Source organism: Paractinoplanes polyasparticus (genome assembly GCF_019710575.1).
GTDB classification, from domain to species: domain Bacteria; phylum Actinomycetota; class Actinomycetes; order Mycobacteriales; family Micromonosporaceae; genus Actinoplanes; species Actinoplanes polyasparticus.
Genome location: NZ_JAHWFK010000054.1, coordinates 1 through 24,977 on the forward strand (window position 1 = coordinate 1; position 24,977 = coordinate 24,977).

Annotated in this window: 27 protein-coding genes; 10 read left to right on the forward strand and 17 right to left on the reverse strand. The window is 69.6% G+C overall.

The annotated features are described in order from the left end of the window. Positions 1 to 129: 129 nt before the first annotated feature. Together KXC43_RS41640 and KXC43_RS41645 are read right to left on the reverse strand one after the other, a co-directional pair. Positions 130 to 732, reverse strand: coding sequence for a LysE family transporter (locus KXC43_RS41640; RefSeq protein WP_221381786.1), 603 nt, complete (start codon positions 730 to 732; stop codon positions 130 to 132). Between the two features lie 275 nt (positions 733 to 1,007). After that, complete coding sequence (locus KXC43_RS41645) at positions 1,008 to 1,481, reverse strand: MBL fold metallo-hydrolase (RefSeq protein WP_221381787.1); 474 nt, start codon at positions 1,479 to 1,481, stop codon at positions 1,008 to 1,010. Between KXC43_RS41645 and KXC43_RS41650 the strand changes: the two genes are divergently transcribed. From KXC43_RS41650 to KXC43_RS41660, 3 genes are all read left to right on the forward strand, one after another. Continuing rightward, a complete protein-coding gene (locus KXC43_RS41650) occupies positions 1,475 to 1,630 on the forward strand; it encodes a hypothetical protein (protein ID WP_221381788.1) in 156 nt (51 codons plus the stop codon). The genes KXC43_RS41645 and KXC43_RS41650 overlap by 7 nt on opposite strands. Positions 1,631 to 1,639: 9 nt before the next feature. After that, the gene (locus KXC43_RS41655; RefSeq protein WP_221381789.1) at positions 1,640 to 2,335 is read left to right on the forward strand and encodes a histidine phosphatase family protein; all 696 of its coding nucleotides are present in this window, start codon (positions 1,640 to 1,642) and stop codon (positions 2,333 to 2,335) included. A gap of 101 nt (positions 2,336 to 2,436) precedes the next feature. Next, the gene (locus KXC43_RS41660) at positions 2,437 to 3,492 is read left to right on the forward strand and encodes a CPBP family intramembrane glutamic endopeptidase (protein WP_221381790.1); all 1,056 of its coding nucleotides are present in this window, start codon (positions 2,437 to 2,439) and stop codon (positions 3,490 to 3,492) included. A 27-nt stretch (positions 3,493 to 3,519) separates the two neighbouring features. Here KXC43_RS41660 and KXC43_RS41665 read toward each other — a convergent pair whose 3' ends face one another. The 9 genes from KXC43_RS41665 to KXC43_RS41705 are packed head-to-tail and all read right to left on the reverse strand — an operon-like array spanning position 3,520 to position 10,779. Next, positions 3,520 to 4,263, reverse strand: a complete 744-nt coding sequence (locus KXC43_RS41665; protein ID WP_221381791.1) for a maleylpyruvate isomerase family mycothiol-dependent enzyme — start codon at positions 4,261 to 4,263, stop codon at positions 3,520 to 3,522. A 40-nt stretch (positions 4,264 to 4,303) separates the two neighbouring features. Beyond that, a complete protein-coding gene (locus tag KXC43_RS41670) occupies positions 4,304 to 4,699 on the reverse strand; it encodes a metal-sulfur cluster assembly factor (RefSeq protein WP_221381792.1) in 396 nt (131 codons plus the stop codon). Next, positions 4,696 to 5,163, reverse strand: coding sequence for a Fe-S cluster assembly sulfur transfer protein SufU (gene sufU / locus KXC43_RS41675; protein WP_221381793.1), 468 nt, complete (start codon positions 5,161 to 5,163; stop codon positions 4,696 to 4,698). The genes KXC43_RS41670 and sufU overlap by 4 nt, the downstream gene beginning before the upstream one ends. After that, positions 5,163 to 6,386 (reverse strand): cysteine desulfurase, encoded by a 1,224-nt coding sequence (locus KXC43_RS41680; protein ID WP_221381794.1) that lies wholly within the window; start codon positions 6,384 to 6,386, stop codon positions 5,163 to 5,165. The genes sufU and KXC43_RS41680 overlap by 1 nt, the downstream gene beginning before the upstream one ends. A gap of 28 nt (positions 6,387 to 6,414) precedes the next feature. Then, positions 6,415 to 7,176, reverse strand: a complete 762-nt coding sequence (gene sufC, locus KXC43_RS41685) for a Fe-S cluster assembly ATPase SufC (protein ID WP_221381795.1) — start codon at positions 7,174 to 7,176, stop codon at positions 6,415 to 6,417. Continuing rightward, entirely contained in the window at positions 7,173 to 7,505 is a 333-nt protein-coding gene (locus KXC43_RS41690; RefSeq protein WP_221381796.1) for a non-heme iron oxygenase ferredoxin subunit, read from the reverse strand. Before KXC43_RS41690 ends, sufC begins: the two co-directional genes overlap by 4 nt. Then, positions 7,502 to 8,632, reverse strand: a complete 1,131-nt coding sequence (gene sufD / locus KXC43_RS41695) for a Fe-S cluster assembly protein SufD (RefSeq protein WP_221381797.1) — start codon at positions 8,630 to 8,632, stop codon at positions 7,502 to 7,504. The genes KXC43_RS41690 and sufD overlap by 4 nt, the downstream gene beginning before the upstream one ends. 3 nt (positions 8,633 to 8,635) lie before the next feature. Continuing rightward, a complete protein-coding gene (gene sufB, locus KXC43_RS41700) occupies positions 8,636 to 10,057 on the reverse strand; it encodes a Fe-S cluster assembly protein SufB (RefSeq protein ID WP_221381798.1) in 1,422 nt (473 codons plus the stop codon). Next, positions 10,054 to 10,779: a helix-turn-helix transcriptional regulator gene (locus KXC43_RS41705; protein ID WP_308129503.1), complete on the reverse strand. Its 726-nt coding sequence runs from the start codon at positions 10,777 to 10,779 to the stop codon at positions 10,054 to 10,056. Before KXC43_RS41705 ends, sufB begins: the two co-directional genes overlap by 4 nt. Before the next feature lie 116 nt (positions 10,780 to 10,895). Between KXC43_RS41705 and KXC43_RS41710 the strand changes: the two genes are divergently transcribed. Continuing rightward, positions 10,896 to 11,834: a COX15/CtaA family protein gene (locus KXC43_RS41710; RefSeq protein WP_308129504.1), complete on the forward strand. Its 939-nt coding sequence runs from the start codon at positions 10,896 to 10,898 to the stop codon at positions 11,832 to 11,834. 1,644 nt (positions 11,835 to 13,478) lie between these two features. Here KXC43_RS41710 and KXC43_RS41715 read toward each other — a convergent pair. From KXC43_RS41715 to KXC43_RS41725, 3 genes are all read right to left on the reverse strand, one after another. Next, positions 13,479 to 14,384 (reverse strand): ATP-grasp domain-containing protein, encoded by a 906-nt coding sequence (locus tag KXC43_RS41715; RefSeq protein ID WP_221381801.1) that lies wholly within the window; start codon positions 14,382 to 14,384, stop codon positions 13,479 to 13,481. A 1-nt stretch (position 14,385) separates the two neighbouring features. Next, a complete protein-coding gene (locus KXC43_RS41720; RefSeq protein WP_221381802.1) occupies positions 14,386 to 14,679 on the reverse strand; it encodes a hypothetical protein in 294 nt (97 codons plus the stop codon). Between the two features lie 399 nt (positions 14,680 to 15,078). Beyond that, positions 15,079 to 16,050, reverse strand: a complete 972-nt coding sequence (locus KXC43_RS41725; protein WP_221381803.1) for a heme o synthase — start codon at positions 16,048 to 16,050, stop codon at positions 15,079 to 15,081. 156 nt (positions 16,051 to 16,206) lie between these two features. On the opposite strand from KXC43_RS41725, the gene tkt reads away from it, so the two are divergent. The 5 genes from tkt (at position 16,207) to pgl (ending at position 23,055) form a co-directional block, all read left to right on the forward strand. Further along, entirely contained in the window at positions 16,207 to 18,438 is a 2,232-nt protein-coding gene (tkt, locus tag KXC43_RS41730) for a transketolase (RefSeq protein WP_221381804.1), read from the forward strand. Positions 18,439 to 18,450: 12 nt separating this feature from the next. Beyond that, a complete protein-coding gene (tal, locus tag KXC43_RS41735; protein ID WP_221381805.1) occupies positions 18,451 to 19,587 on the forward strand; it encodes a transaldolase in 1,137 nt (378 codons plus the stop codon). Positions 19,588 to 19,680: 93 nt separating this feature from the next. Next, the gene (gene zwf, locus KXC43_RS41740) at positions 19,681 to 21,198 is read left to right on the forward strand and encodes a glucose-6-phosphate dehydrogenase (RefSeq protein ID WP_221381822.1); all 1,518 of its coding nucleotides are present in this window, start codon (positions 19,681 to 19,683) and stop codon (positions 21,196 to 21,198) included. 16 nt (positions 21,199 to 21,214) lie between these two features. Then, on the forward strand, positions 21,215 to 22,228 hold the full coding sequence (locus tag KXC43_RS41745; protein ID WP_221381806.1) for a glucose-6-phosphate dehydrogenase assembly protein OpcA: 1,014 nt from the start codon (positions 21,215 to 21,217) through the stop codon (positions 22,226 to 22,228). 86 nt (positions 22,229 to 22,314) lie between these two features. Next, complete coding sequence (gene pgl / locus KXC43_RS41750; protein WP_221381807.1) at positions 22,315 to 23,055, forward strand: 6-phosphogluconolactonase; 741 nt, start codon at positions 22,315 to 22,317, stop codon at positions 23,053 to 23,055. On the opposite strand, the gene KXC43_RS41755 is transcribed toward pgl, so the two are convergent. Continuing rightward, positions 23,052 to 23,459, reverse strand: a complete 408-nt coding sequence (locus tag KXC43_RS41755; protein ID WP_221381823.1) for a VOC family protein — start codon at positions 23,457 to 23,459, stop codon at positions 23,052 to 23,054. The two genes, pgl and KXC43_RS41755, sit on opposite strands and share 4 nt — an antisense overlap. Positions 23,460 to 23,537: 78 nt before the next feature. Here KXC43_RS41755 and KXC43_RS41760 point away from each other — a divergent pair, with 78 nt between their 5' ends. Beyond that, positions 23,538 to 24,137: a GNAT family N-acetyltransferase gene (locus KXC43_RS41760; RefSeq protein WP_221381808.1), complete on the forward strand. Its 600-nt coding sequence runs from the start codon at positions 23,538 to 23,540 to the stop codon at positions 24,135 to 24,137. 6 nt (positions 24,138 to 24,143) lie between these two features. On the opposite strand, the gene KXC43_RS41765 is transcribed toward KXC43_RS41760, so the two are convergent. Beyond that, positions 24,144 to 24,491: an RNA polymerase-binding protein RbpA gene (locus KXC43_RS41765; RefSeq protein WP_221381809.1), complete on the reverse strand. Its 348-nt coding sequence runs from the start codon at positions 24,489 to 24,491 to the stop codon at positions 24,144 to 24,146. A gap of 148 nt (positions 24,492 to 24,639) precedes the next feature. Then, positions 24,640 to 24,897, reverse strand: coding sequence for a preprotein translocase subunit SecG (gene secG / locus KXC43_RS41770; RefSeq protein ID WP_221381810.1), 258 nt, complete (start codon positions 24,895 to 24,897; stop codon positions 24,640 to 24,642). Between the last annotated feature and the right edge of the window lie 80 nt (positions 24,898 to 24,977).

The following is a 24,977-nucleotide window of genomic DNA, read 5'->3' on the forward strand; positions in this document are numbered from 1 at the left end:
CGGCGAACGCTCAAACAACCAACCGAAGGCGCGCAGCCGCTCAAACAGCGAACCTGGGATCGGTGGCTACTTAAGCGGCGAGCCGGGGTCGGTGGCTGCTCAAGCGGGGAGTCGGAGATGGATGGCTGCTCAGGCTGGGAGCAGGAGGCGGACGGCCAGGGCGGCTATCACCAGGCTGGAGACGAGCGCGGTGAGGGCCCGGCCGCGAGGCCCGGTCAGCCAGCGGCCGATGAGGGAACCGCCGCCGGCGATTACCAGCTGCCAGCTGGCTGAGGCCAGCACGACACCGGCGACGAACAGGACGCCGCCGCCTTCGCCGCCCCGGCCGAGCACCAGCGCGGCGAAGTAGATGACTGTGGCCGGGTTGAGCAGGGTCAGGCCGAGCACTCCGGCGTAGGCGCGCCACGGCGTCGTCGGGCGGCGGTCGACTGCGGCAGTGCCGGGCTTGCGGAAAGCGGCGCGTGCGGTCATCGCGGCGATGATCAGCAGCACCACGGCCGCGGCCCAGCGCAGAGGCACGGCGATGGGAACGATCACGCCGGCGATGGCTGCTCCCCCGGCCACGGCCAGGGCAGCGAAGATTCCGTCGGCGGTCGCCGCGCCCAGACCGGCCGCCGCGCCGACCCGCAACGAGGTGCGGGCGCTGAGCCCGGCGATGAGCACCCCGATAGCGCCCATGGGCAGCGCGACCCCGTAGCCGGCAACAACGCCGGCCAGAAACGCCGCGCTCATGACCGCTGCTGACGGACCGCCATTCCCGGCAGACCGGCCCGCTGCTGTCGCGTGGCCCGTTCGGCCACAGCAACAGGGACAGCGGGAAACAGCATCGGCTTGGTCACGCACTCATGCTGCCGATCCCCTCCCGCCACGGCGACCGATTTATCGCGCGCCACACCGCGGCGACCCGCTGGCCGCCCGTTCTCGTCCACTCGTGACGGGTCGTGGGCGCACCATCAACTCATCCCCCGAGTCGGCACGCTGCTCGGACATCCGCCTTCGAGGGGCGCTTACTGCGCTGCCGGCGATACCTCCCGCAGGCGGTCGGCCAGGCCGGCGGCGGAGAAGGCGGCCCGGACCTCGGCGACGCCTTCGGTGAAGTGGGCCCAGCTGTCCACATGGGCCGGAACGACCGTCGAGGCGCCGAGGATGCGGGTGGCCTCGGCCATCGCGGTGGCGGAGAGGGTCAGGTCAACCGCGCCGACCAGGGGTGTCCGGGCGGCTCCGCCGAAGAGGACCGCTACGTCGACAGCGGGGAATCGGACAGCGATTTCGCGGACCACGTCGAGCGAGGCGTTGTCGCCACTGACGTACACGGTGGGAAGGCCTTTGCCCTCGAGGACAAAACCAGTCACTGGGCCGGTGATGTGCTCGAGCTCGGCCGGGCCGTGCTGGGCGGGCACGCCGGTCACCGTGACGGTCGTATCGCCGCCGGGCAGTGTGACGGCACCGCTGGACAGCGCCGACACCGTCACCGATGCCATGCGCCACCACGTCCCTGCCGATCGACACCGTCGCCCGCACCTGCGGCTTCGCCGACGGTGTGGCCCTGCGCCCCCATTTCCGCCGCATAGTGGGCGTTCCGCCGCAGACTTACCGGGCGACGTTCGCGGCCGGCCCGCCGGCTGGATAGGGTCCAATCATGGGTGTGGTTGCCGAACTTCTTCTTGTCCGGCACGGGCAGAGCCTGGCCAACGTCGCGTTTCCCGCGGCCGACAAGGACGGGCTGCTCGAGGCCGAAGTCAGCGGCCGGGACGCCGAAGTGCCGCTGACCGAGTACGGCCGGGCGCAGGCCGCCGCGCTCGGTGAGTGGATCGGCGACCGGCCCGAGGACGAGCTGCCCCAGGTGGTGATCACCTCGCCCTACCTGCGGGCGCGCGAGACGTGGCGGATAGCGGCCGAGAAGTCGGGCGTCGCCCTGCCCGAGCCGACGACCGACGACCGGCTGGTCGACCGGCTGCTCGGCGACCTCGAGATGCTCACGCGTGCGGCCGTGACGCAGCGCTTCCCCGACGAGGCTCAGCGGCGTGCCGAAGCCGGCGAGTACCGCTACACGCCACCGGGCGGCGAGTCGTTCGCCGACATCGAGGTGCGGCTCGGCTCGTTCCTCGACGACCTGCACCGCGACCACGCCGGCCAACGGGTCGTCGTCGTTGCCCACGACGCGGTCGTGCTGATGATGCGCGCCGTCATCGAACAGCTCAGCTGGGACGAGGTGCTCGAGGCGGAACGGTCCGCGGGCAGCGTCCGGAATGCCTCACTGAGCCGCTTCGTCGAGGTCGACGGCCGCCTGAAACTGGCCTACTACAACTCGGTCGACCACCTGCCGCCCGCATGAAGTCAGCTCCGCCGCTCGTGCCGGACGGCGGAACTACGACTGGGGCCGGGGTGGGCGGATGGGGTTGCCGCACCGGTGATCGATCGTCATGATCTCCGGTCGTGGTTCCCCTCATCCTGTCGGCGTTGCTCGTCCTCATGCTTCTGACGGACGTCTTCGTCGGCACCGCGCGGACAAAACGCATCCTGGCCCAGGTGCGGGCCGATCCCGCCAGCCGGGTCCGGTTCTATCGGGCCGCCATCCTCAGCGGTTGGGCTCGGGCTGCTGTGGCGATGCTGGTGGTGGTGACGGCCTCCTTCACCGGGCCGGAGACGCCGGGCTGGGACCTGCCCGGACTGCCCACCCTGGGGATGCCCGCCGGCGCCCTCATCGCCTGGCTGCTGGCCGCGTGGGTCACACTGACCATGGTGATCGGCGGCTTCCGCCTGCGGAAACGCATGCGTGCCGGGCATCAGCCGCCGGGTCGCGCCCAGATCGCCGTCCTGGTGCCGCGCACCGACCGCGAACGCCGGTTCGCCGCCGCCCTGTCAGTCACGGCGGGCGTAACCGAGGAGGTCGTCTTCCGGTACGCCCTGATCGCGCTGGGCATCAAGGTGTTCCACCTGCCGGCCGTCGCCGCGGTCGTGCTGAGCCTGCTGCTCTTCGTCGGCATCCACGCCTATCAAGGCCGTCTCGGCATGGTGAACTCGGCCGTCCTCGGCGCCGTTTTCACCTTCCTGACGCTGCTCTCGGGCAGCCTGCTCCCCGCGATCCTGCTGCACATCGCCATCGACCTCAACGCCCTGCTGCTCGTCCCGGCCGAACCGACACCGCGAGACCCCAAAACAGAACCGGCACCGCGAGGACGCGTAACCGAACCGACACCGCGAGACCCCGAAACCGAACCGACACCGCGTGAGCCCGAAGCCCAGCCGACACCACGAGAAGCGGAAACCCAGCCGACACCGAAAGAAGCCGAAGCCGAAGCAACACCACGAGAACCGGCGTCCCGGCCAACGCCGCGAGAAGCCGACGCCCAGCCAGCGTCCCACGAACCCGCGGTACCACCGGCCGCCCACCGCAACGCGGCAGACGACGCGACTGCGGGATGGCCCGTGACTGCCGAATCTCCGGCGCTGGTGGCACCAAGGATCCGGCCACCGATCCCGGCCGAGTAGCGGACGGCGGCCGGACGACGCAACCAATCAGTCGGGATTGGACCAGGCCCGCAACTGGGACAGCACCTCGTGATCCCCATCGATAGCGAGGCGCTCGAACGGCACCCGCCCGTAGAGCGCCAGCACCAGATCACTGGCCGACCCGCGCACGGTGACCACCGGATCGCCCGCGGCCGCCGGGTCGAGAACGCCGCCCGAGGGCGACAGATCGAGGATGTGCCCCGGCCCGTCGACCGCGACGAAGGCGACCCGGGCCGGACGATGCGGCCAAGCCCCGAGCGACCCCACCCCGACCTGCAGAAACTCGGCCAGCCCGTCGACCGCGACAAAGGCCGGCAGGGGCTCGGCCTTTCCCACGGTCTCTTGCGCGTCGTACGCGTGGACCGCCGCCTCTTGCACCTGGTGGCGGGCGATCGCCCCGACGGCGAGCGGCGCGGACGACTTGCCCCACCAGGCCCACGCCGGCGCCTCGGCCGACGAACCGCGAAGGGCCGACAGCAACAGATCGGTCGACGCGGCCGACCATTCCAGCAGCTCGCCGTGGGGTTCCCGGTCAACCAGCGCCGCGCGCGAGGGCGGGCCGGTCGGATCGTGGGCGCCGACGACCACGGCCCAGAAGCGCTGGACCGCGCCGACGTGCGCCACGAGATCGCCGAGATCCCATTCGGGGCAGCCGGGCACGCGGGCGTCGGAGACAGCAGCGGCGGCGACTGCGTCACGCAGCGCCGCCGACCGCTCGTCGATCAGGGTGAGGAGGGCCGGGTAGTCCATGCCCTTTTTCTAGCAGTGGGGTACGACAGAAGGGCGGAGATCAGACGTTGAAGCCGAGCGCCCGCAACTGCTCGCGACCGTCGTCGGTGATCTTGTCGGGGCCCCACGGCGGCAGCCACACCCAGTTGATTCGGAAGTCCTTGACCAGGCCGCCGCCGGGACCGGTGGTCAGCGCCGTGCGCGTCTGGTCCTCGATGACGTCGGTCAGCGGGCAGGCCGCCGAGGTGAGCGTCATGTCGAGGGTGGCGATGTTGTCGTCGTCGACGTAGGCGTCGTAGACCAGGCCGAGGTCGACCACGTTGATCCCGAGTTCGGGGTCGACGACGTCCTTCATCGCCTCTTCGACGTCCGCGACGGTGGCCTTGGAGACCTCCGAAGGAACGACCGCGGTGGCGCCCTCGTCGGAAGCGGGAGCGGTAACGGGAGTGTCAGTCATGCCTTCACCTCTGAAGCCTCTGAGGAAACGTCGATTCCTGCGCGTGCGGCAGCATCCTTGAACGCCATCCATGGCAGCAGCGCGCACTTGACCCGGGCCGGGAACTTGGCGACCCCGGCGAACGCGATGCCGTCGCCGAGCACGTCCTCGTCGGGCTCGACCTGGCCACGTCCCTGCATCAGCGCCACGAACGCCTCGTGGATTCCCGCCGCGTCCTCCGGCGAACGTCCACGCAGCAGTTCGTACAGCACCGAGGCGGAGGCCTGGCTGATGGAGCAGCCCAGACCGTCGTACGAAATGTCGGAGAATTCCCCGGCGGCGGAGCTGACCCGAACCGTGATCTCGTCACCGCAGGTCGGGTTCACGTGGTGCGCCTCGCCGTTGAACGGGTCGCGCAGGCCACGGCCGTGCGGGTGCTTGTAGTGGTCCAAGATGATCTCTTGGTACAGCCCGTCGAGCATCATCAGCCGAACACCTTCTTGACCTGGTCGAGGCCGCGGGCGAGGGCGTCGATCTCGTCCGTGGTGGTGTAGAGGTAGAACGACGCGCGGGTCATCGCCGGCACCCCGAACCGGGCGCAGGTCGGCTTCGCGCAGTGGTGCCCGACCCGCACCTCGACACCGAGCGCGTCGAGGACCTGGCCCACGTCGTGCGGGTGAACCCCGTCGACGCCGAAGGACAGCGTGCCGCCACGTCCCTCGGGGGTGGCCGGGCCGAAAATCTCGACCCCCGGCACGTCGGTCAGGGTCTTCAGCGCGTACGCGGTGATGTCCTGCTCGTGCTGGTGCACCGCCTCCATGCCCAGCGCGGTCAGGTAGTCGACGGCAGCCCCGAGACCGACCGCCTCGGCGATCGGCGGCGTGCCGGCCTCGAAGCGGGCCGGCGGCGCGGCGAAGGTGGTGCCGCCCATCGTCACCGTCTCGATCATCGAACCGCCGGCCAGGAACGGCGGCATCTCGGCGAGCAGCGAATACCGGCCCCAGAGGACGCCGATGCCGGTCGGGCCGAGCATCTTGTGGCCGGTGAACGCGATGAAGTCGGCCTCGAGCGCCTGGACGTCGACCGGCAGGTGCGGCACCGACTGCGAGCAGTCGAGCAGCACCAGCGCGCCGACCTCGTGCGCCCGCGCCACGATCCCGGACACGTCGTTGATCGTGCCGAGCACGTTCGACATGTGCACGATGGAGACGATCTTCGTGCGCTCGTTGATCAGATCGTCGTCGGGAGCCAGCCGGCCCTCGTCGGTCACCCCGAACCAACGCAGTGTGGCGCCGGTGCGCTCACACAGCAGCTGCCACGGGACGATGTTCGAGTGATGCTCCATCTCGGAGATCACGATCTCGTCGCCCGGCTTCAGCGCCAGGTGCTGCCCGAGCGAGTACGCGACCAGGTTGATCGCCTCGGTCGAGTTCTTGGTGAAGACGATCTCGTCGGGGGTGCTCGCGCCGACGAACGCCGCGACCTTGCCGCGGGCGTCCTCGTACGCCGACGTGGCCTCGGTGCCGAGCGTGTGCACGGAGCGGGACACGTTGCCGTTGTGCCGCTCGTTGTGCATGCGCATCGCCTTGATCACCTGCGCCGGTTTCTGCGAGGTGTTCGCACTGTCCAGATACACCAGCGGGTGGCCGTTGACCTCCCGCGTCAGGATCGGGAAGTCGGCTCGGACCCGGACCACGTCGAACGTCATCGTTCTTCTCCTAGCGAGAAAGGCCGGCTCAGACCCGCGCGCCGACGTAGCGCTCGTAGCCCTCGGCCTCGAGCTGCTCGGCAAGCTCCGGGCCGCCCTCCTGAACGATCTTGCCGGCCACGAAGACGTGCACGAAGTCCGGCTTGATGTAGCGCAGGATGCGGGTGTAGTGGGTGATCAGCAGCAGGCCGGTGTCGCCGGTCTCGCGGACCCGGTTGACGCCCTCGCTGACGACGCGCAGCGCGTCGATGTCGAGGCCCGAGTCGGTCTCGTCGAGGATCGCCATCTTCGGCTTGAGCAGCTCGAGCTGCATGATCTCGTGACGCTTCTTCTCGCCGCCGGAGAAGCCCTCGTTCACGTTGCGCTGGGCGAACGCCGGGTCCATCTGGAGCTTCTCCATGGCCTTGCGCAGGTCGCCGGCCCAGGTGCGGAGCTTCGGCGCCTCGCCGTCGATCGCGGTCTTCGCCGTACGCAGGAAGTTGGCCACGGAAACGCCGGGCACCTCGACCGGGTACTGCATGGCCAGGAAGAGGCCGGCGCGGGCCCGCTCGTCGACGGTCATGTCGAGGACGTTGTCGCCGTCCAGCGTGACGGTGCCGCCGGTGATCTCGTACTTGGGGTGGCCCGCGATGGAGTACGCCAGCGTCGACTTGCCCGAGCCGTTCGGACCCATGATGGCGTGGGTCTCGCCCGACTTCACGGTGAGGTCGACCCCGGCCAGGATCGGCTTCAGGTCGCCCTCGGGCAGCTTGACCGACACCTGCAGGTCGCGGATCTCCAGGGTGCTCACGGGTTTACTCCATTACTCGGGGTCGTCGATACATAGATGTCGCCGTCGCGGATCTCGACGGGGTAGGTCGCCACGGGGGAGAACGCGGGCGGGCCGCTCGGCTCACCGGAGCGCAGATCGAACCGGGAGCCGTGCAGCCAGCACTCGATCATGCAGCCCTCGACCTCACCTTCGGAGAGGGGGACCGCGGCGTGCGAGCACTCGTCGCGTACGGCATAGAAGTTGTCGTCGTCGGCGTGCACCACCGCGATGTCGACGCCGTCGAGCTCCACCGAGATCGCGGCGCCCTTCGCGACGTCGGCGACAGGACCGACCAACTCAAAACTCACGCGCCTGTCTCCGCCAGACGAGCCTCGATCGCGTCGCCCAGGCGCTCGCGCAGTTCCTCGACCGGGATCTTGTTGAGCAGCTCGGCGAAGAAGCCCCGGACCACGAGCTTGCGCGCCTCGCCCTCGGGAATGCCCCGCGCCATCAGGTAGAACAGCTGCTCCTCGTCGAAGCGGCCGGTCGCGCTGGCGTGGCCGGCGCCCACGATCTCACCGGTCTCGATCTCGAGGTTGGGCACCGAGTGGGCCACGGCGCCGTCGGTCAGGATGAGGTTGCGGTTGATCTCGTACGTGTCGGTGCCCGTGGCCGCGGCGCGGATGAGCACGTCGCCGACCCAGACGGTCTGCGCGGACACGCCCTGCAGAGCGCCCCGGTAGCCGACGTAGCTGCGACAGTCCGGCACCGAGTGGTCGACCAGCTGGCGGTGCTCGAAGTGCTGGCCGGCGTCGGCGAAGTAGAGGCCCCACAGCTCGGCGTCACCGCCGCGGCCGGTGTATTCGACGCTGGTGAACTGGCGGACCAGGTCGCCGCCGAGCGCCACCTGCACGTGGACAGCCCGGGCGTCCTTGCCGATCCGGAGCTTCACGTGCTGGGCCTGCACCGCGTCGGCGTCCCAGTCGGCGACCGTCACGAAGGTGAGCTGGGCGCTGTCGCCCACCACGACCTCGATGTTGTCGGCCAGCGTGGTCGTGCCGGTCTGTTCGAGCACCAGCGTGACCTTGGCGAACGCGCCGACCTTGACGAAGGTGCGGCCGGCCGCGGCCTCGCCGCCCTTGCCGACCAGGCGGATCACCACGGCCTGCTCGGGCTCGGCCTCGGGCGCGACCTCGATCAGGGTCACGCCGGCCGCCGAGCCGAACGCCAGGGCGCTGACCCGGTCGAACGGCGTGAGCACCGGGTCGACCTTCTCGACGCTCCGCACGCTCACGCCGGCGGGCAGGTCACCGTGCTCGACCTGGGGCGCGGTGCCGGTCAGGGCGGTGGCCCTGACCAGCTCGCGCAGGCGCTTGAGCGGGGTGAAACGCCACTCCTCCTCGAGCCCGTTGAGGGCCGGGAACTCGGCGACGTCGAACGAGCGCAGCACCTGCGACTTGGTGCTGGGCGGAGCAATCGTTGCTTCGGTGGTCATCGGTTAGCCGACCGCGCCTTCCATCTGGAGCTCAATGAGACGGTTCAGTTCGAGGGCGTACTCCATCGGCAGTTCCTTGGCGATCGGCTCGATGAAGCCACGCACGATCATCGCCATCGCCTCGTCCTCGGTCAGACCGCGGCTCATCAGGTAGAAGAGCTGGTCTTCGGAGACCTTGGAGACGGTCGCCTCGTGCCCCATCGACACGTCGTCCTCGCGGATGTCGACGTAAGGGTAGGTGTCCGAGCGCGAGATGGTGTCGACCAGGAGTGCGTCGCACTTGACCGTGCTCTTGGAGGACGACGAGCCCTCCAGCACCTGCACGAGGCCGCGGTAAGAGGTGCGGCCGCCGCCCCGGGCGATCGACTTCGAGACGATCGTCGAGGAGGTGTGCGGCGCGGCGTGCACCATCTTGGCGCCCGAGTCCTGGTGCTGACCCTCGCCGGCCATGGCGATCGAGAGCACCTCGCCCTTGGCGTGCGGGCCGGTCATGTAGACCGCCGGGTACTTCATGGTCACCTTGGAGCCGATGTTGCCGTCGATCCACTCCATGGTCGCGCCCTCTTCGCAGGTGGCGCGCTTGGTGACCAGGTTGTAGACGTTGTTCGACCAGTTCTGGATGGTCGTGTAACGCACCCGGGCGTTCTTCTTGACGACGATCTCGACGACCGCGGAGTGCAGCGAGTCGGACGAGTAGATCGGCGCGGTGCAGCCCTCGACGTAGTGCACGTAGCTGCCCTCGTCGGCGATGATCAGCGTCCGCTCGAACTGGCCCATGTTCTCGGTGTTGATCCGGAAGTAGGCCTGCAGCGGGATGTCGACCTTGACGTTCTTGGGCACGTAGATGAACGAGCCACCCGACCACACGCTGGTGTTGAGCGCGGCGAACTTGTTGTCGCCGACCGGGATGACCGTGCCGAAGTACTCCTGGAAGATCTCCGGGTGCTCCTTGAGCGCCGTGTCGGTGTCGAGGAACAGGACGCCCTGCTCCTCGAGGTCCTCACGGATCGCGTGGTAGACGACCTCGGACTCGTACTGCGCGGCGACACCGGAGACGAGGCGCTGCTTCTCGGCCTCGGGGATGCCCAGCTTGTCGTACGTGCTCTTGATGTCCGCGGGCAGGTCATCCCAGGTGGCGGCCTGCTTCTCGGTGGAGCGCACGAAGTACTTGATGTTCTGGAAGTCGATGCCGGTGAGGTCGGCGCCCCAGTTCGGCATGGGCTTGCGGTCGAAGAGACGGAGGCCCTTGAGACGCAGGTTGAGCATCCACTCGGGCTCGTTCTTCAACGCGGAGATGTTGCGCACCACGGCCTCGGACAGACCGCGCTGCGCGGTCGAACCCGCGACGTCGGCGTCGGCCCACCCGTATTCGTACTTGCCCAGGGCGGCGAGGTGCTCTTCCTGGCTGACGATTTGGTCGGTCATGTATCTGTCCTAACCGTGGTTGCTGGCGTTACACGTGTTGGCGCCGGAATGTGCGTTGTGCACACCCTGTCACCGTGCGCGATGGTGGCTAGACGCTGCACGTGGGTGCCGATGAGCCGGGAGATGACCTCGGTCTCGGCGTCGCACAGCTGAGGGAACTCGGCGGCCACGTGCGCCACCGGGCAGGAGTGCTGGCACAGCTGGCCGCCGGACGCGATCACGGTCGCGTTGGCAGCGTAGCCCTCGGCGGTGAGCGCCTCGGCGAGCGCCTCCGCCCGCGCGATGGGGTCGTCGCCGGCCTCGCGCAGTGCGGCCCGGCAGCGTTCCTCGAGCGCGCCGACCTGAGCCGACGCGAAGGCGGTGACGGCCTCGGGACCGTGGTGCTGCTGGATCCAGCGCAGCGCGGCCGTCGCGATACCGTCGTAGAAGTGCGGGTTCAGATCTTCCCGGGCGGCCGCCGTCAGCGCGAACGCCTTGGCGGGACGCCCCCGGCCGCGCGGGCCGGTGTTGCGGACCTCGCGGGTCTCGACCAGCTGGTCGGCGAGCATCGCGTCGAGGTGCTTGCGGATGGCCGCCGGGCTGAGGCTCAGCTCGGCGCCGAGCTCGGCCGCGGTGGCGGAACCACGCTCGAGCAGCAGCTGGGCAACCCGGTCACGGGTGCGACCGTCCGAAGCGCTGGCTGACGCCACCACTCCGCTCCGGATCTGCACCTCGTATTTCACTACGCCAACGTTACGTATTTCCGCGGACACCCGCAAACCGACCCCCCGGTGATCCATGCCACCGAGGCTCACGGGGCCCTCAATTCAAGATCAATTCCCTGCGTACGATGCCAGAGGTGAGATTCCTACCGCTGCGCCCCCTGGCCTTGGCGTCCCTCGTCGCCAACGTCGCGCTGGTCGTCACCGGTGCGGCGGTCCGTCTCACCGGGTCCGGCCTCGGCTGCCCCACCTGGCCCCGGTGCACCGACAGCTCCTACACGACGACCGCCGAGATGGGCGTGCACGGCGTGATCGAATTCGGCAACCGGATGCTCACGTTCGCGCTCGGCATCATCGCGGTCGCCTGCGTGATCGCCGCTCTGCTGGAAAAGCCCCGCCGCCGCTCCCGGGTGCTGCTGTCCGTCGCCGTGCTGTTCTACATCCCGCTCCAGGCCGTCGTGGGCGGCATCACGGTGCTCACCGACCTCAACCCGTGGGTCGTCGGCATCCACTTCCTCATCTCCATCGTGATCATCGCTTTCGCGTACGCCCTGTGGCGCCGCGCCGCCGAGGGCGACGGACAGCCGGTGCCACTGGTGCCGCGCCCGATCAACCACCTCGTGTGGATCCTCTCCGCGGTGAGCGCCGCGGTCATCGCCCTGGGCGTGGTCGTGACCGGCAGCGGCCCCCACGCCGGCGACGAGGACGCGAAGCGCAACGGCCTCGACCCGGCCACGGTCTCGCAGGCCCACGCCGACGTGGTGTTCCTGCTCATCGGCCTCACCGTGGCCCTGGTGTTCGCGCTGCGCGCCGTGAAGGCCCCCGCCGCCACCGTCCGCGCCGCGGTGGTGCTGCTGGTGGTCGAGCTGGCCCAGGGCCTGATCGGCTTCGTGCAGTACTTCACCCACCTCCCGGTCCTGCTCGTCGGCGCCCACATGCTCGGCGCGGCCCTGGTCTGGACCTCCACCCTGGCCGTCATCTGGTCATTGCGGGCCCGCCCCGACGTGCCCGCGTCCCCCACCGAGCTCTCCCCCACCCCAGTGGCGGACGACGAACCGGTCCCCTCCTCGCGCTGACCCCCGGTCTCGGCCGGCACACCCGGCACCGGATCGGTCCGCCCGGGCGCCCGCCGGCCTCGCACGCTCGCGCTCAGGCCTCTTCAGCCAGCCCTCACTCTCACAAGTCCGCTTCGGACTCGTCGGGCTCCCCGACCACAGCGTCGCCCGCCTCCGTCGGACCGCTTGACCCCTCGCGCTCTCAGACCGCCTCAGCGAGCCCTTGTCGCGCTTGAGCCACCGCTTCGGCAAGCCTCGCGAATTCTCAGACTTCCGCTTCGGCCGTCGGGCGAACTCAACGCGCCGGCCAGCCCTTCGCCGGGCTCAAGCCATCGCTTGCTCTTGGGACCTCTAGGCGCCACCTGGCCGACTGGCCCGCCTGACCGACTGGCCCGCCTGGCCACCTCGCCCACCTCGCCACCTCGCCCACCTCGCCGCGTGGCCCGCCTCGCCGCCTGGCCCATCTGGCCGCCTCGCCCACCTGGCCGCCTCGCCCACCTGGCCGCCTCGCCCGCCTCGCCCGCCTCGCCCAAAGGGCCGACTTGCAGCAGTCGCGCCACCTACGAAACGCGCTGACCTGCGCCGCGGCGATCGGACCCTGTGGATAACCCGCGTGTCATCCACAGAAAAAACATCGGCCGGACTTTGATCGGCCCGCTTCGGCACGCTGTCCCCATGGCACCCATCAGCCTCACTCCACACCGGCCGACCCTCCCAATGCTGCGACGACCGACCTCAGCCAAGCCGCGGCCAGGCTGACCCCGCACAGCCCGGCCATCTGGACCCGGCAGGGTTGCCGCTTCGTTCCCCGTCAGGCGGAGCGGCTCCCGCGAAACCCTGCCGAAGGGGTGGCGTCCGCCGCAGGCCGCCGGCACCGGTATCCCCGCCGAGGACGGCTCTCCGGACGCCACCCACCAACAGCCATCACCCCGTGCCGTCCCCGAACAACGGCATCGCGTCGTGCGATGCCGGATCCGCCCCGACCGTGCCGTCCGGCCGCGCGTACCCGCCGCGCGCCGCGCCGCAGGGCATCCGGTCGAGCGCCTCCCGAAGAAAGAGGGTGGTTCTATACGACAGCACGCGCCGGTGTGGCGGCCGTTCCCGGTGTCTCTGCGCGACCGCCGCACCAACCCACCTGCGCGCGGGTGATGGTCTTCTCTCTCCGGCCATCACCCGACGCGTGCGGCGGCCTCACAACGAAGGCTGCCACGATCAAACCCGGCCAGGCGCCGGATAGCGGCGCCTCCAGGCGGCGGACCCCGCTGGTCGGCGCGGTCGTCTGCGGTGGTGGCGAGAGCAGGCTGCCAAGCCACCCATTTGCGTGGTTGCATTCTCGCCGGCCACGAACTGACGCGGGCCCCAGTCCTGTTCGCGGAGAACCGCCGGTCAGATGGGCGGAAGGACGATACCGGCCAAGCGCCCGTGGCGTCTCAGCCCTCGCCCAGATCGGGGGGATTCGTCTCAAGCGACGGTTGCGGCGTCTCCGCTATCGCTCAGACGCGCGCGGGATCGCCTCGAGCCACGGCGGCGGCGTCTCCGCCCTCTCTCAAATACGCGCGAGAATCGCCTCGACCAGGCGGCGGGTGGCGGCGTCTCCGCCCTCTCTACAAATACGCGCGAGAATCGCCCCGGCCAGGCGGCGCGTGACGGCGTCTCCGCCCTCTCTCAAATACGCGCGAGGATCGCCTCGACCAGGCGGCGGGTGGCGGCGTCTCCGCCCTCTTTCAGAAAGAGGGAAGGCTCGGTCAGTTCGAGCTCGACCAGCAGCGGGGCACCGTCGGGGCCGGGGATCAGGTCGACGCGGGCGTAGAGCAGGCGCCCGGCGCCGCCGGGGACGGCCTCGAGCACGCGCTCGGCGGTCTCGCGCTCGGCCTCGGTCGGGCTGCGGGGGTCGATGCGCTCGCTGCCGGGATCGATGGCGCCCTCGTCGGGGCCGGTGAGCATCGCGCCCTTACGGATCGCGTGGCTGAACGAGAGGACGCCGCCGGTGTCGGGCAGGAAGATGAGCGCTGTCTCGCCCTGCTCGTCGACCGCGGACAGGTAGGGCTGGATCATCGCCGTGCGGCCGGCGGCGGCCAGGCGGGCCACGTGGGCCTCGGCCAGGGCCTGTTGGGCGGGCAACAGGTAGCGGCCCGTGTCCTGGCTGCCGGCGCTGACCGTGGGCTTGACAACCCACTCGCCGTCAGACGGCGGGGTCCACGAGTCGCCCGGGGCCACGAAGTCCGTGGGCGTGACCGGGAGGCCGGCGTTCGCCAGTTCGGCCAGGTAGCGCTTGTCGGTGTTCCATTCGAGCACGTCGGCCGGGTTGAGCAGGTGAGGAACGCTGTGCGCCCAGGCGACGAAGCTGTCGCGGCGGGCGACGTAGTCCCAGGGCGAGCGGATCACCGCCACGTCGTACGCCGCCCAGTCGGCCTCCGTGTCGTCCCACCCGAGGACGTCCACCTCAGCGCCGCGGGAGAGCAGGAGATCGCGCAGCGGCAGGTCGTCCTCCCAGAGGTCCGGGAAGAGGTCGCAGGTGACGAGAGCGACCCGGGATTGCTCCCGGGTCGCAGGGTCGGAAGTCGCGGTCAATTCAGCGGGCCATGCTCCGGCGGGACATCGAGCGCCACAGGTCGTTGCTGGGGCGCATCTGCTCCATGAGCTCGCGCTCCCACTCGTTCTCCACCTCGACGCCGGCGTTCTCACAAGCCTTGCGGGCCTGATTGGTGTCGTCGGCGAACTGGTCGGACCACTCCCCGTCCTCGCCGACGAGGACAATGCGGGCACCACGCTTGCCGACGTACTCGATGACCGCCTTGGCACCACCGTGGCCGGCGGCGAAGGACTTGATCCCCGCGGTCAGTGTCGTATCGGAACCTTGAGCCATGAACGGAAGAGTAAGCACCTCGCGGGCCGAGGCAAGTACCTCCGCCTGCCTTTTGTGAGGCGAATTACCTGCGGGTTTAACCTTTGGCCATGTAGCTAAAACACTATTTTGCCCGATATGGTCGCATCCACAGGTTTCCATCTATTGAGTGACCTTGCGTAACCAAAAATACGGCGAATTCGGTCACGTTGTGCGACGCCGGTGACCCTCGGCCGACGATCGACCGGCGGAGCCGCGCGACGGAACGCCACTGATACGCGCCTGCGGCCTTGCGCGCCACTCCGAAAAGTGGCACACGCCGCGACTCAACGAACGGCCACCGGGAAGCGTCCGGCCCGGATACGGCAGCGCGCCCGTCCCGCAGGCAGCGGGAGGGCGCGCGGCGCGTCAGCGGGAGGCTCAGACGAGCGCATCCACCGCCACGGCGATGAACAGGATCGTCAGGTAGGTGATGGACCAGTGGAACAGCCGCATCGGCTTGAGCGGCTCGCCGGCGCGGGACCGCTTGACCAGCAGCAGCGCCTCGCCCAGGAAGGCGGCCCCGGTGGCGATGGCCGTGATTCCGTAGATCAGGCCCAGGCCCAGCCCCGACCCCAGCGGCCAGACAGCGAGCGAAGCCACCACGGTGAGCACGGTGTAGAGCACGATCTCGCCGTTGACCCGCCGGGCCGAGCGCACGACCGGCAGCATCGGGATGCCGGCGCGGGCGTAGTCGTCCTTGTACTTGATGGCGAGCGCATAGAAGTGCGGCATCTGCCAAAAGAAGACAACCGCAAAAAGCGCCCACCCCAGCGCCGACACGGTGCCCGTCACGGCGGCCCAGCCGATGATCACCGGCGCCGAGCCGCAGATGCCGCCCCAGAACGTGTTGGCCGGAGTCCGCCGCTTCAGCCACAGCGTGTAGACCACGTCGTAGTAGAAGATCGCCCCGGCGGTCAGCGCCGTGGCCAGCCAGTTGGTGAAGACGGCCATCAGCGCGACGGAAATCACGGCGAGGGTCAGACCGAAGATGAGCACGGCCCGCGGAGTCACGGCGTTGGCCGGCAGCGGCCGCCGCTTCGTCCGGCGCATGACCTGGTCGATGTCGCGGTCGATGTAGCAGTTGAGCGCGCTCGCGGCGCCGCCCGCCATCGCCCCGCCGATCAGCACCACGGTAAGAGTGCGCAGGTCAGGCCACCCGCCGGCCGCGACCATCATGGTCGGGACGGTGGTCACCAGGAGCAGTTCGACGATCTGCGGCTTGCACAGCGACAGGTACGCGCGCAGCAGGGCTACGAGATCGAGACGCGCTCCGGGGCGAACCGCGTCCGCGGTGCCCTCCGCCACGCCGACCGCCCGTCCAGGGACGGGACGCTCGGTGATCATGCTCACGGACTGCCACCTTCCGGCTTCGGCATTAGCCAACTCACGACCGTTGCCGGCGCCAGCCGGCGGCACGCTGGGACAGCCTACGCTCAGCCATCTGCGCTGCTCCGGCGACCCACATCGGGTGCACGGCGTCACACGTCGCGTGTCCGCTCTCAGCGTATGGGCCTCGGGCGTTCCCCGGGCGGGGGTTTAAGGCAAGTGGATAGGGTCAAGCTCAAAAGGGTTTTCCAAAATCATGCCCCGAGGAGCACAACCGACGTGGCTGCCACAGATCCTGCTCTCAATTGGTCCGACCTAGACCGCAAGGCAGTGGACACTGTCCGGGTCCTGGCGATGGATGCCGTCGAGAAATCCGGCAACGGCCATCCCGGCACCGCGATGAGCCTCGCCCCCGCGGCCTACCTGCTGTTCAACCGGGTCATGCGGCATGACCCGACCGACCCGCTCTGGGCCGGGCGGGACCGCTTCGTGCTCTCCTGTGGGCACTCCAGCCTCACCCTCTACATTCAGCTCTACCTGAACGGCTTCGGCCTGGCCCTGGACGACCTGGCCTCACTGCGGCAGTGGGACTCGCTGACCCCGGGTCACCCCGAGTACGGGCACACCCCCGGCGTCGAGGTCACCACCGGCCCGCTCGGTCAGGGCGTCGGCAACGCGGTGGGCATGGCGATGGCCGCCCGCCGCGAGCGTGGCCTGTTCGACCCGGATCCCAAAACCGGTGACTCTCTGTTCGACCACCACGTGTACGTGCTGTGTTCGGACGGCGACATCGAAGAGGGCGTCAGCCACGAGTCGAGCGCCATCGCCGGCGTCCAGAAGCTCGGCAACCTCACGGTGATCTACGACGACAACGAGATCTCCATCGAGGACGACACCCGCATCGCCAAGAACGAGGACGTCGGCGCGCGCTACGCCGCGTACGGCTGGGACGTCCGGCACGTGGACTGGCGCAAGGGCGACCCGTCCCAGGGCAGCGAGTACCACGAGGACGTCGAGGCGCTCTACGCCGCGATCGAGGCGGGCAAGAAGGTCACCGACAAGCCGACGTTCATCGTGCTGCGCACGATCATCGGCTGGCCGGCGCCGAACAAGCAGAACACCGGCAAGATCCACGGCTCCGCGCTGGGCGCCGACGAGGTCGCCGCGACCAAGGAGATCCTGGGCTTCGACCGGAACGAGACGTTCGCGGTCGCCGACGACGTCCTGGCACACACCCGCGAGGTGGTCGAGCGCGGCAAGGCGGCGCACGCCGAGTGGGACGTCAAGTTCGAGGCATGGGCCAAGGCCAACCCGGAGCGCAAGGCGCTGTTCGACCGGCTGTCCGCCCACAAGCTGCCCGAGGGCTGGGAGAAGTCGCTCCCCGAGTTCCCCGCCGACGAGAAGGGCCTGGCCACGCGGGCCGCCTCCGGCAAGATCCTGGAGGCGCTGGCCCCGGTGCTGCCCGAGCTGTGGGGCGGCTCGGCCGACCTCGCCGAGAGCAACAACACCACGATGAAGGGTGAGCCGTCCTTCATCCCGTCGGAGTACGCCACCAAGGCGTTCCCCGGCAACGAGTACGGCCGTACGCTGCACTTCGGCATTCGTGAGCACGGCATGGGCTCCGTCCTCAACGGCATCACCGCCCACGGCCGCACCCGGCCCTACGGCGGCACGTTCCTGGTCTTCAGCGACTACATGCGCGGCGCCGTCCGCCTGTCCGCGCTGATGAAGCTGCCGGTCGTCTACGTCTGGACGCACGACTCGATCGGCCTGGGCGAGGACGGACCGACCCACCAGCCGATCGAGACGCTGTCCGCGCTGCGCGCCATCGTCGGCCTCGACGTCGTGCGCCCGGCCGACGCCAACGAGACCGCTTGGGCCTGGCGTGGTGCGCTCGAGCACGGCGACCGCCCGACCGGCCTGGCGCTGTCCCGGCAGAACCTGCCGACGATCGATCGCAGCAAGTACGCGTCGGCCGAGGGCACGCTCAAGGGCGGCTACATCCTGTCCGAGGCGTCCGGCGTCGAGCCCAAGGTGATCCTCATCGGCACCGGTTCCGAGGTGTCGATCTGCCTGGCCGCCCAGGAGCGCCTCGAGGCCGAGGGCACCCCGACCCGCGTGGTATCGATGCCGTGCCTCGAATGGTTCTACGAGCAGGACACCGCGTACCAGCAGCAGGTGCTGCCCCGCGGCGTCAAGGCCCGGGTCACCGTCGAAGCCGGCATTCGACAGAGCTGGGACCGGATCCTCGGCGAGGTGGGCGAGCCGGTGAGCATCGAGCACTACGGCGCCAGCGCCCCTGCCAAGATCCTCTTCGAGCAGTTCGGGTTCACCCCCGACAACGTGGTGGCAAAGGCCAACGCTGCCCTGGCCAAGGTCAGCGAGATCACCGGTCACACGACCGGTAACTGAGGGGAAGCAACAATGACCGACAGGCTTGCTGAGCTTTCGGCCGCTGGTGTAGCGGTCTGGCTCGACGACCTCTCCCGTCCTCGGCTCACGACCGGTTCGCTCAAGAAGCTGCTCGACGAGCAGCACGTGGTCGGCGTGACCACCAACCCGAGCATCTTCCAGAAGGCGCTGTCCGACGCGGACGCGTACGACGAGCAGCTCAAGGACCTGGCCGCCCAGGGCGTCACGGTCGAGGAAGCGGTCCGGCTGATGACCGGCCGTGACGTGCGTGACGCCTGTGACGTCGAGCGTCCGGCCTACGACGCCTCCAACGGTCTCGACGGCCGCGTGTCCATCGAGGTCGACCCGCGCAAGGCGCACGAGACCGAGAGCACCGTGGCCGAGGCCAAGACGCTCTGGTGGCTCGTCGACCGCGAGAACCTGTACATCAAGATCCCGGCCACCCTGGCCGGCCTGCCGGCGATCACCCAGGTGCTGGCCGCCGGCATCAGCGTCAACGTGACACTGATCTTCTCGAACGAGCGTTACCGCCAGGTCATGGACGCGTTCCTCGACGGCATCGAGCAGGCCAAGGCCAACGGGCACGACCTGTCCAAGATCGGCTCGGTGGCGTCGTTCTTCGTCTCCCGCGTGGACTCCGAGATCGACAAGCGCCTCGACAAGATCGGCAGCGACGAGGCCAAGGCGCTCAAGGGCAAGGCGGCCATCGCCAACGCGCAGCTCGCGTACGAGGCGTACCAGGAGGTCTTCTCGACCGACCGCTGGAAGGCCCTGGAGTCGGCCGGCGCTCAGCCGCAGCGCCCGCTGTGGGCGTCCACCTCCACCAAGAACCCGGAGTACAAGGACACCATCTACGTCGAGGAACTGGTGGCACCGGGCACGGTCAACACCATGCCCGAGTCCGTGATCCACGCGTTCGCCGACCACGGCGAGACCCGCGCCGACGCCGTGACCGGCTCGTACGCCGTCGCCAAGCAGGTCTTCGCCGACCTCGGCACGGTCGGCGTCGACCTCCCCGACGTCTTCAAGGTGCTCGAGGACGAGGGCGTCGACAAGTTCGAGGCCAGCTGGAAGGAGCTGCTCGAGGGCGTCGACAAGTCGCTCAAGGCAGCGGCCAAGGGCTCGAGCAACCCGAGCGACGCGGCCTGACACAAACGGTGAGGGGGCTCGCGTGATGCGGGTCCCCTCCTCTGTCCCTGCTTAGACACTTGCTCGACACCGAAAACTGGCAGGATGGACCACGTGGGCAATCCGCTGCGTAGCGCACAGGACCGCAGGCTTCCCCGGATCCCCGAGCCTTGCGCTCTGGTGATCTTCGGAGTCACCGGTGACCTGTCCCGAAAGAAGCTCATCCCGGCCGTCTACGACCTGGCCAACCGCGGTCTCCTGCCGCCCGGTTTCGTGGTTCTGGGCTTCGCCCGCCGCGACTGGGGTGACGGTGACTTCGAGTCGCTGGCGTACGAAGCGGCGAAGAAGGGCGCCCGGACCCCGTGGCGCGAGGACGTCTGGCAGCGGCTCGCCAGCCAGTTCCAGTTCGTGCCCGGCTCGTTCGACGACGACCCCGCGTTCGACCATCTGGCCGAGACCCTCGACGACCTGCGGGAGCGCAACGGCATCCCGGGCAACGCCGCCTTCTACTTCTCGATCCCGCCGGCCGCTTTCCCGCTGGTGCTCAACCAGCTGGCCCGCACCGGCATGGCCGACAACGCCAAGTCCGGTGGCTGGCGCCGCGTGGTGGTCGAGAAGCCGTTCGGCAACGACCTGCAGACCGCCATCTCGCTGAACCAGCTGGTCGACGAGGTCTTCACGCCCGGCGACGTCTACCGCATCGACCACTACCTGGGCAAGGAGACGGTTCAGAACATTCTGGCCCTGCGCTTCGCCAACAGCCTGTTCGAGCCGGTGTGGAACTCCAAGTACGTCGACTCGGTGCAGATCACGATGGCCGAGGACGTGGGCATCGGCACCCGGGCCGCGTTCTACGACGCGTCCGGCGCCGCCCGCGACGTGCTCCAGAACCACCTGCTCCAGCTGCTGGCCCTGGTGGCGATGGAGGAGCCGACGAGCTTCGACCCCGACGACGTGCGGGCCGAGAAGCTGAAGGTCCTCAAGGCCATCGCCATCCCGAAGGACATCTCCAAGGGCTCCGTCCGCGGTCAGTATCTTCCGGGCTGGGTGGCCGGCGAGCGCGCGGTCGGCTATCTCGAAGAGAAGAACATCCCGGCGGACTCCACGACGGAGACCTACGCAGCCGTACGGCTCGGCATCCAGAACCGCCGCTGGGCCGAGGTTCCCTTCTACGTACGCGTGGGCAAGCGCATGCCACGCCGGGTGACCGAGATCGCGATCCTCTTCAAGAAGGCTCCGCACCTGCCGTTCGACCCGGCCGACGTCGAGATGCTGGGTCACAACCAGCTGGTCATCCGCGTGCAGCCCGACGAGGGCGTGGTGCTGAAGTACGGCTCCAAGGTGCCGGGCACCACGATGGAGGTCCGCGACATCGCGATGGACTTCCAGTACGGCGAGGCGTTCACCGAGTCCAGCCCCGAGGCGTACGAGCGTCTCGTGCTGGACGTGCTGGTCGGCGACCGGACCCTGTTCCCGGACGCGGCCGAGATCGAGCAGAGCTGGCAGGTCATCGACCCGCTGGAGGCCGCGTGGGCGGGCACCAAACCCGAGCCCTACCGGGCCGGCGAGTGGGGCCCGCGCGCTTCGGACGAGATGCTGGCCCGCGAGGGCCGGGCCTGGCGGCGTGCCTGATGGATAGGGGAACGAAGTGATCGGCTTGTGGGACACCACCGGCAACGAGGTGGTCAAGGCGCTCGCCGCCGAGCGGCGCAGCGCCGGCGGTGTGGCCTCCGGCCTCGCCCTGACGCTGGTCGCCGTGGTCGAGGAGAAGAAGGTCCGCGAGGCCGAGGCGGCAGCCACGATCGCCGCCGCCGCGCACCCGTGCCGGCTGCTCATCGTGGTGCGCTCCGATCTGGAGGGTCGCAGCCGGCTGGACGCCGAGATCGTCGTCGGCGGCCGGCTGGGGCCGGCCGAGGCGGTCGTCATGCGCATGTACGGCCGTCTCGCGCTGCACGCCGAGTCGGTGGTCATGCCTCTGCTGGCCCCCGACGTCCCGGTCGTCACCTGGTGGCACCAGGAGCCGCCGGACATGATCGCGAACGACTTCCTCGGCGTGGTGGCCGACCGGCGCATCACCGACTGCGCGCAGGCCCACGACCCGGTGGCCGCGCTGCGCCAGCGGGCGGTCGACTACGCGCCCGGCGACACCGACCTCACCTGGACCCGCATCACCCTGTGGCGCACCCTGGTGGCCGGCGCGTTCGACACCACCGAGGCCCGGGTGACCGGCGCGACCATCGTGGCCCCGCCCAAGGACCCGACGGCCTGGCTGATGAAGGGCTGGCTCCAGTCCCGGCTCGGCATCGTGCCCGAACTGCAGGCGAGCGACCGCGCCCCGCGCATGCACGCGGTGATGCTCCAGTGCGAGAACGGCGACACGGTCACCGTGACCCGGGAAGAGAACACGGCGCTGTTCAGCCGCACCGGCCAGGAGGACCGCTACATGCCGCTGCCCAAGCGGCCGGTCGGCGACGAGCTGGCCGAGGAACTGCGCCGCCTGGACGCCGACCAGATCTACGCCGACGCCCTCGGCTCGATGGCCGGCGTGTCCGGCCTCGACCACAAGCCGCCGATGCGCGTCCACGTCTGGAAGGATCCCGCGCTGGCCGCGCAGGCCGGCGACGAGTCCGCGATGGCCGGTCCCGGCGGCACAGCCGCGTAGGAAACGAAAACGCAAGGGGCCGTCCACCGTCATCGGTGGGCGGCCTCAGCCCTTTGACACCGACAACACCGACAGGAGAAGCAACTGTGAGCAAGACCCTGGTGGTGGTCGTTCCGGACGCCGACACCCTGGCCGCGACCGTGGCGTCCCGGCTGATCGCCAAGATCGTGGACGCGCAGGCGGAACGCGGCTCGGCCGGCGTAGTGCTGACCGGCGGCCGGATCGCCAAGCGGGTGCTGGCCGCCCTCAAGGAGCTGCCCGAGGCCAAGGCGATCGACTGGGCCCAGCTCGACCTGTGGTGGGGCGACGAGCGCTTCCTGCCCGCCGGCGACCCGGAGCGCAACGAGACCCAGGCCCGCGAAGCCCTGCTCGACGCGCTGCCGCTCGACCCGGCCCGGGTGCACGCCATGCCCGCCTCGGACGGCGCCGACGGCGACGACACCGAGGCGGCTGCCGCCCGGTACGCCGCGGAGCTGCGCCTCGGCGGGGCCGATCTGCCGCCGTTCGACGTGCTGATGCTGGGCGTCGGCGAGGACGGTCACGTGGCCTCGCTCTTCCCCGAGCACCCGGTGCTCAACGAGACCGGCAGCACCACCGCCGCCGTCCACAACAGCCCGAAGCCGCCGCCGAACCGGATCACCCTGACCATGCCGACCATCCAGTCGGCCGACGAGGTGTGGCTCATCGCGGCCGGCCCGGACAAGACCGACTCGGTGAGCCGGGCTCTGGACGGCGACAAGCTGCTGCCGGCGGCACACGCGACCGGACGGACGAAGACCTACTGGCTGCTCGACAAGGCCGCGGCGGCCAAGGTGGGCCAGCGCTAGGCCCGCGACGAGATCTGCTGGACGGCCCAGCTGTTGCCGTCCGGGTCGTCGAAGAAGACGAAGCCGACATTGTCCAGGGGGTGCGGCGTGGGCCGCGGGTTCTCGCCCACCGCCTGGACGTCGCTCACGGCCACTCCCCGCTCGACCAGTTCGGCATGTGCCTGTTCGATGTCGGGCACCACCAGCTGCAGGCCCCGGAGGGAGCCGGGCGGCATGTTCGGCACCGCGCCCTTGCCGATGACGATCGAGCACCCGCTGCCGGGCGGGGTGAGCTGCACGATCCGCACATCGTCGTTGATCTTCGTGTCGTGGTCGACGACGAAGCCCAGACGGTCGGCGTAGAACTCCTTGGCGCGGTCCACGTCGGCGACGGGGACGACGACAACTTCGAGGGTCCACTGCATCGGTGAGCTCCGCATCGGAACATGGTTTCATCGGACGGTGACCACGGCCACACCGTACGCGGAACCTAGAATGCGTCCGTGCAGCCAGAGATCCGCGCCTACCGGCCCACCGACCTCGACGCCGTCTACGACATCTGCGTGCGTACCGCCGACTCCGGAGGGGACGCGCGCGGTCAGAACAGCTCGGACCGCCTCGTCGGTGACATCTTCGCCGCCCCCTACGTCATCCTCGAGCCGGCCGTGGCCCGGATCCTCGACGACGGGACGGGCAACGCCGTCGGCTATGTCGTCGGCACCACCGACACGGCCGAGTTCGTCCGGCGCTACCGGCAGGAATGGCTGCCTGCCACCGCCGGCCGGTACGGCGACGACCCCCGCGACGAGTTCTGGCTCGAGCTGCACAACAACCCCGAGCGCATGCTCGTGCCGGAACTGGCCGGCTATCCCGCGCACCTGCACATCGACCTGCTGCCGGAGTGGCAGGGCCGCGGCCTGGGGCGCGGGCTGATGTGGTCGTTCCTGGCCGGGCTGCACGCGGCCGGCGCGCAGCGGGTGCACCTGGGCATGGCCCCGGCGAACACCGCCGCGCGCGCGTTCTACGACCGGCTGGGCTTCGAACAGATCGCTGTGCCGTCCGAGCCCGGTGTCACCTACCTGGGCCGCGACACAGCCGCCTGAGGGCCGTTACTCCCCGCGCCCGCGCCGCTGACGTAGCTTGGCCAGCGCCTCTTCGAGGATCTTCGCGCCGTCCTCGTCGGTGCGCCGCTCCTTGACGTACGCCAGATGCGACTTGTACGGCTCGGCTCGCGACCGCCCCGGCGGATTCTGCCGGTCGAGGCCGGCGGGCTGACCGCAGCGCGGGCAGTCCCACGCGTCGGGTGACGGCGCTTCGGCGGAGAACCAGATCTGGCTGGCGTGACCCGCCGCGCAGAAGTAGGTCACCTCACGGCGCGGGGCGGGCTCGCTGCGTTCGTCGGGGCGGACCGGGGAGGAGCCGACCCTGCTGCCACGGATCGCACTGCCACTGGACACGGATGTCGCTCCTGTCTCGAGGGCGGGTTTGCCGACCGGAAATCAGGCCGAAACAAGGCCATAAAATAGCCGCGCGCCCGGCAGAACCGGACGCGCGGCACATTCTACGACTATCACGCTCCGTCAGGAAGCACGGGGCGTAAGGAAATCAGGTGCTCGGGACGGCGAGCCGCATCCAGAGCCCGAGACCCACGATGCAGGCGAACCAGACGATGCCCACCAGGACGGTGTAGCGGTCGAGGTTCTTCTCGGCGACCGACGAGCCGGCCAGGCTGGAGGTGACGCCGCCACCGAACATGCTCGACATGCCGCCACCCTTGCCGCGGTGCAGCAGGATCAGCAGAGTCAGCAGGACGCTGGTGAGGACCAGCAACGCGATCAACGTGTACGCGAACCACATCGGCATGGTCGGACGATTCCTCTCGAAGGGCACTGCAAGCGGTCCAACAATAGCGTGTGCCCGGGCGATCGTTACGCCCGGGCACA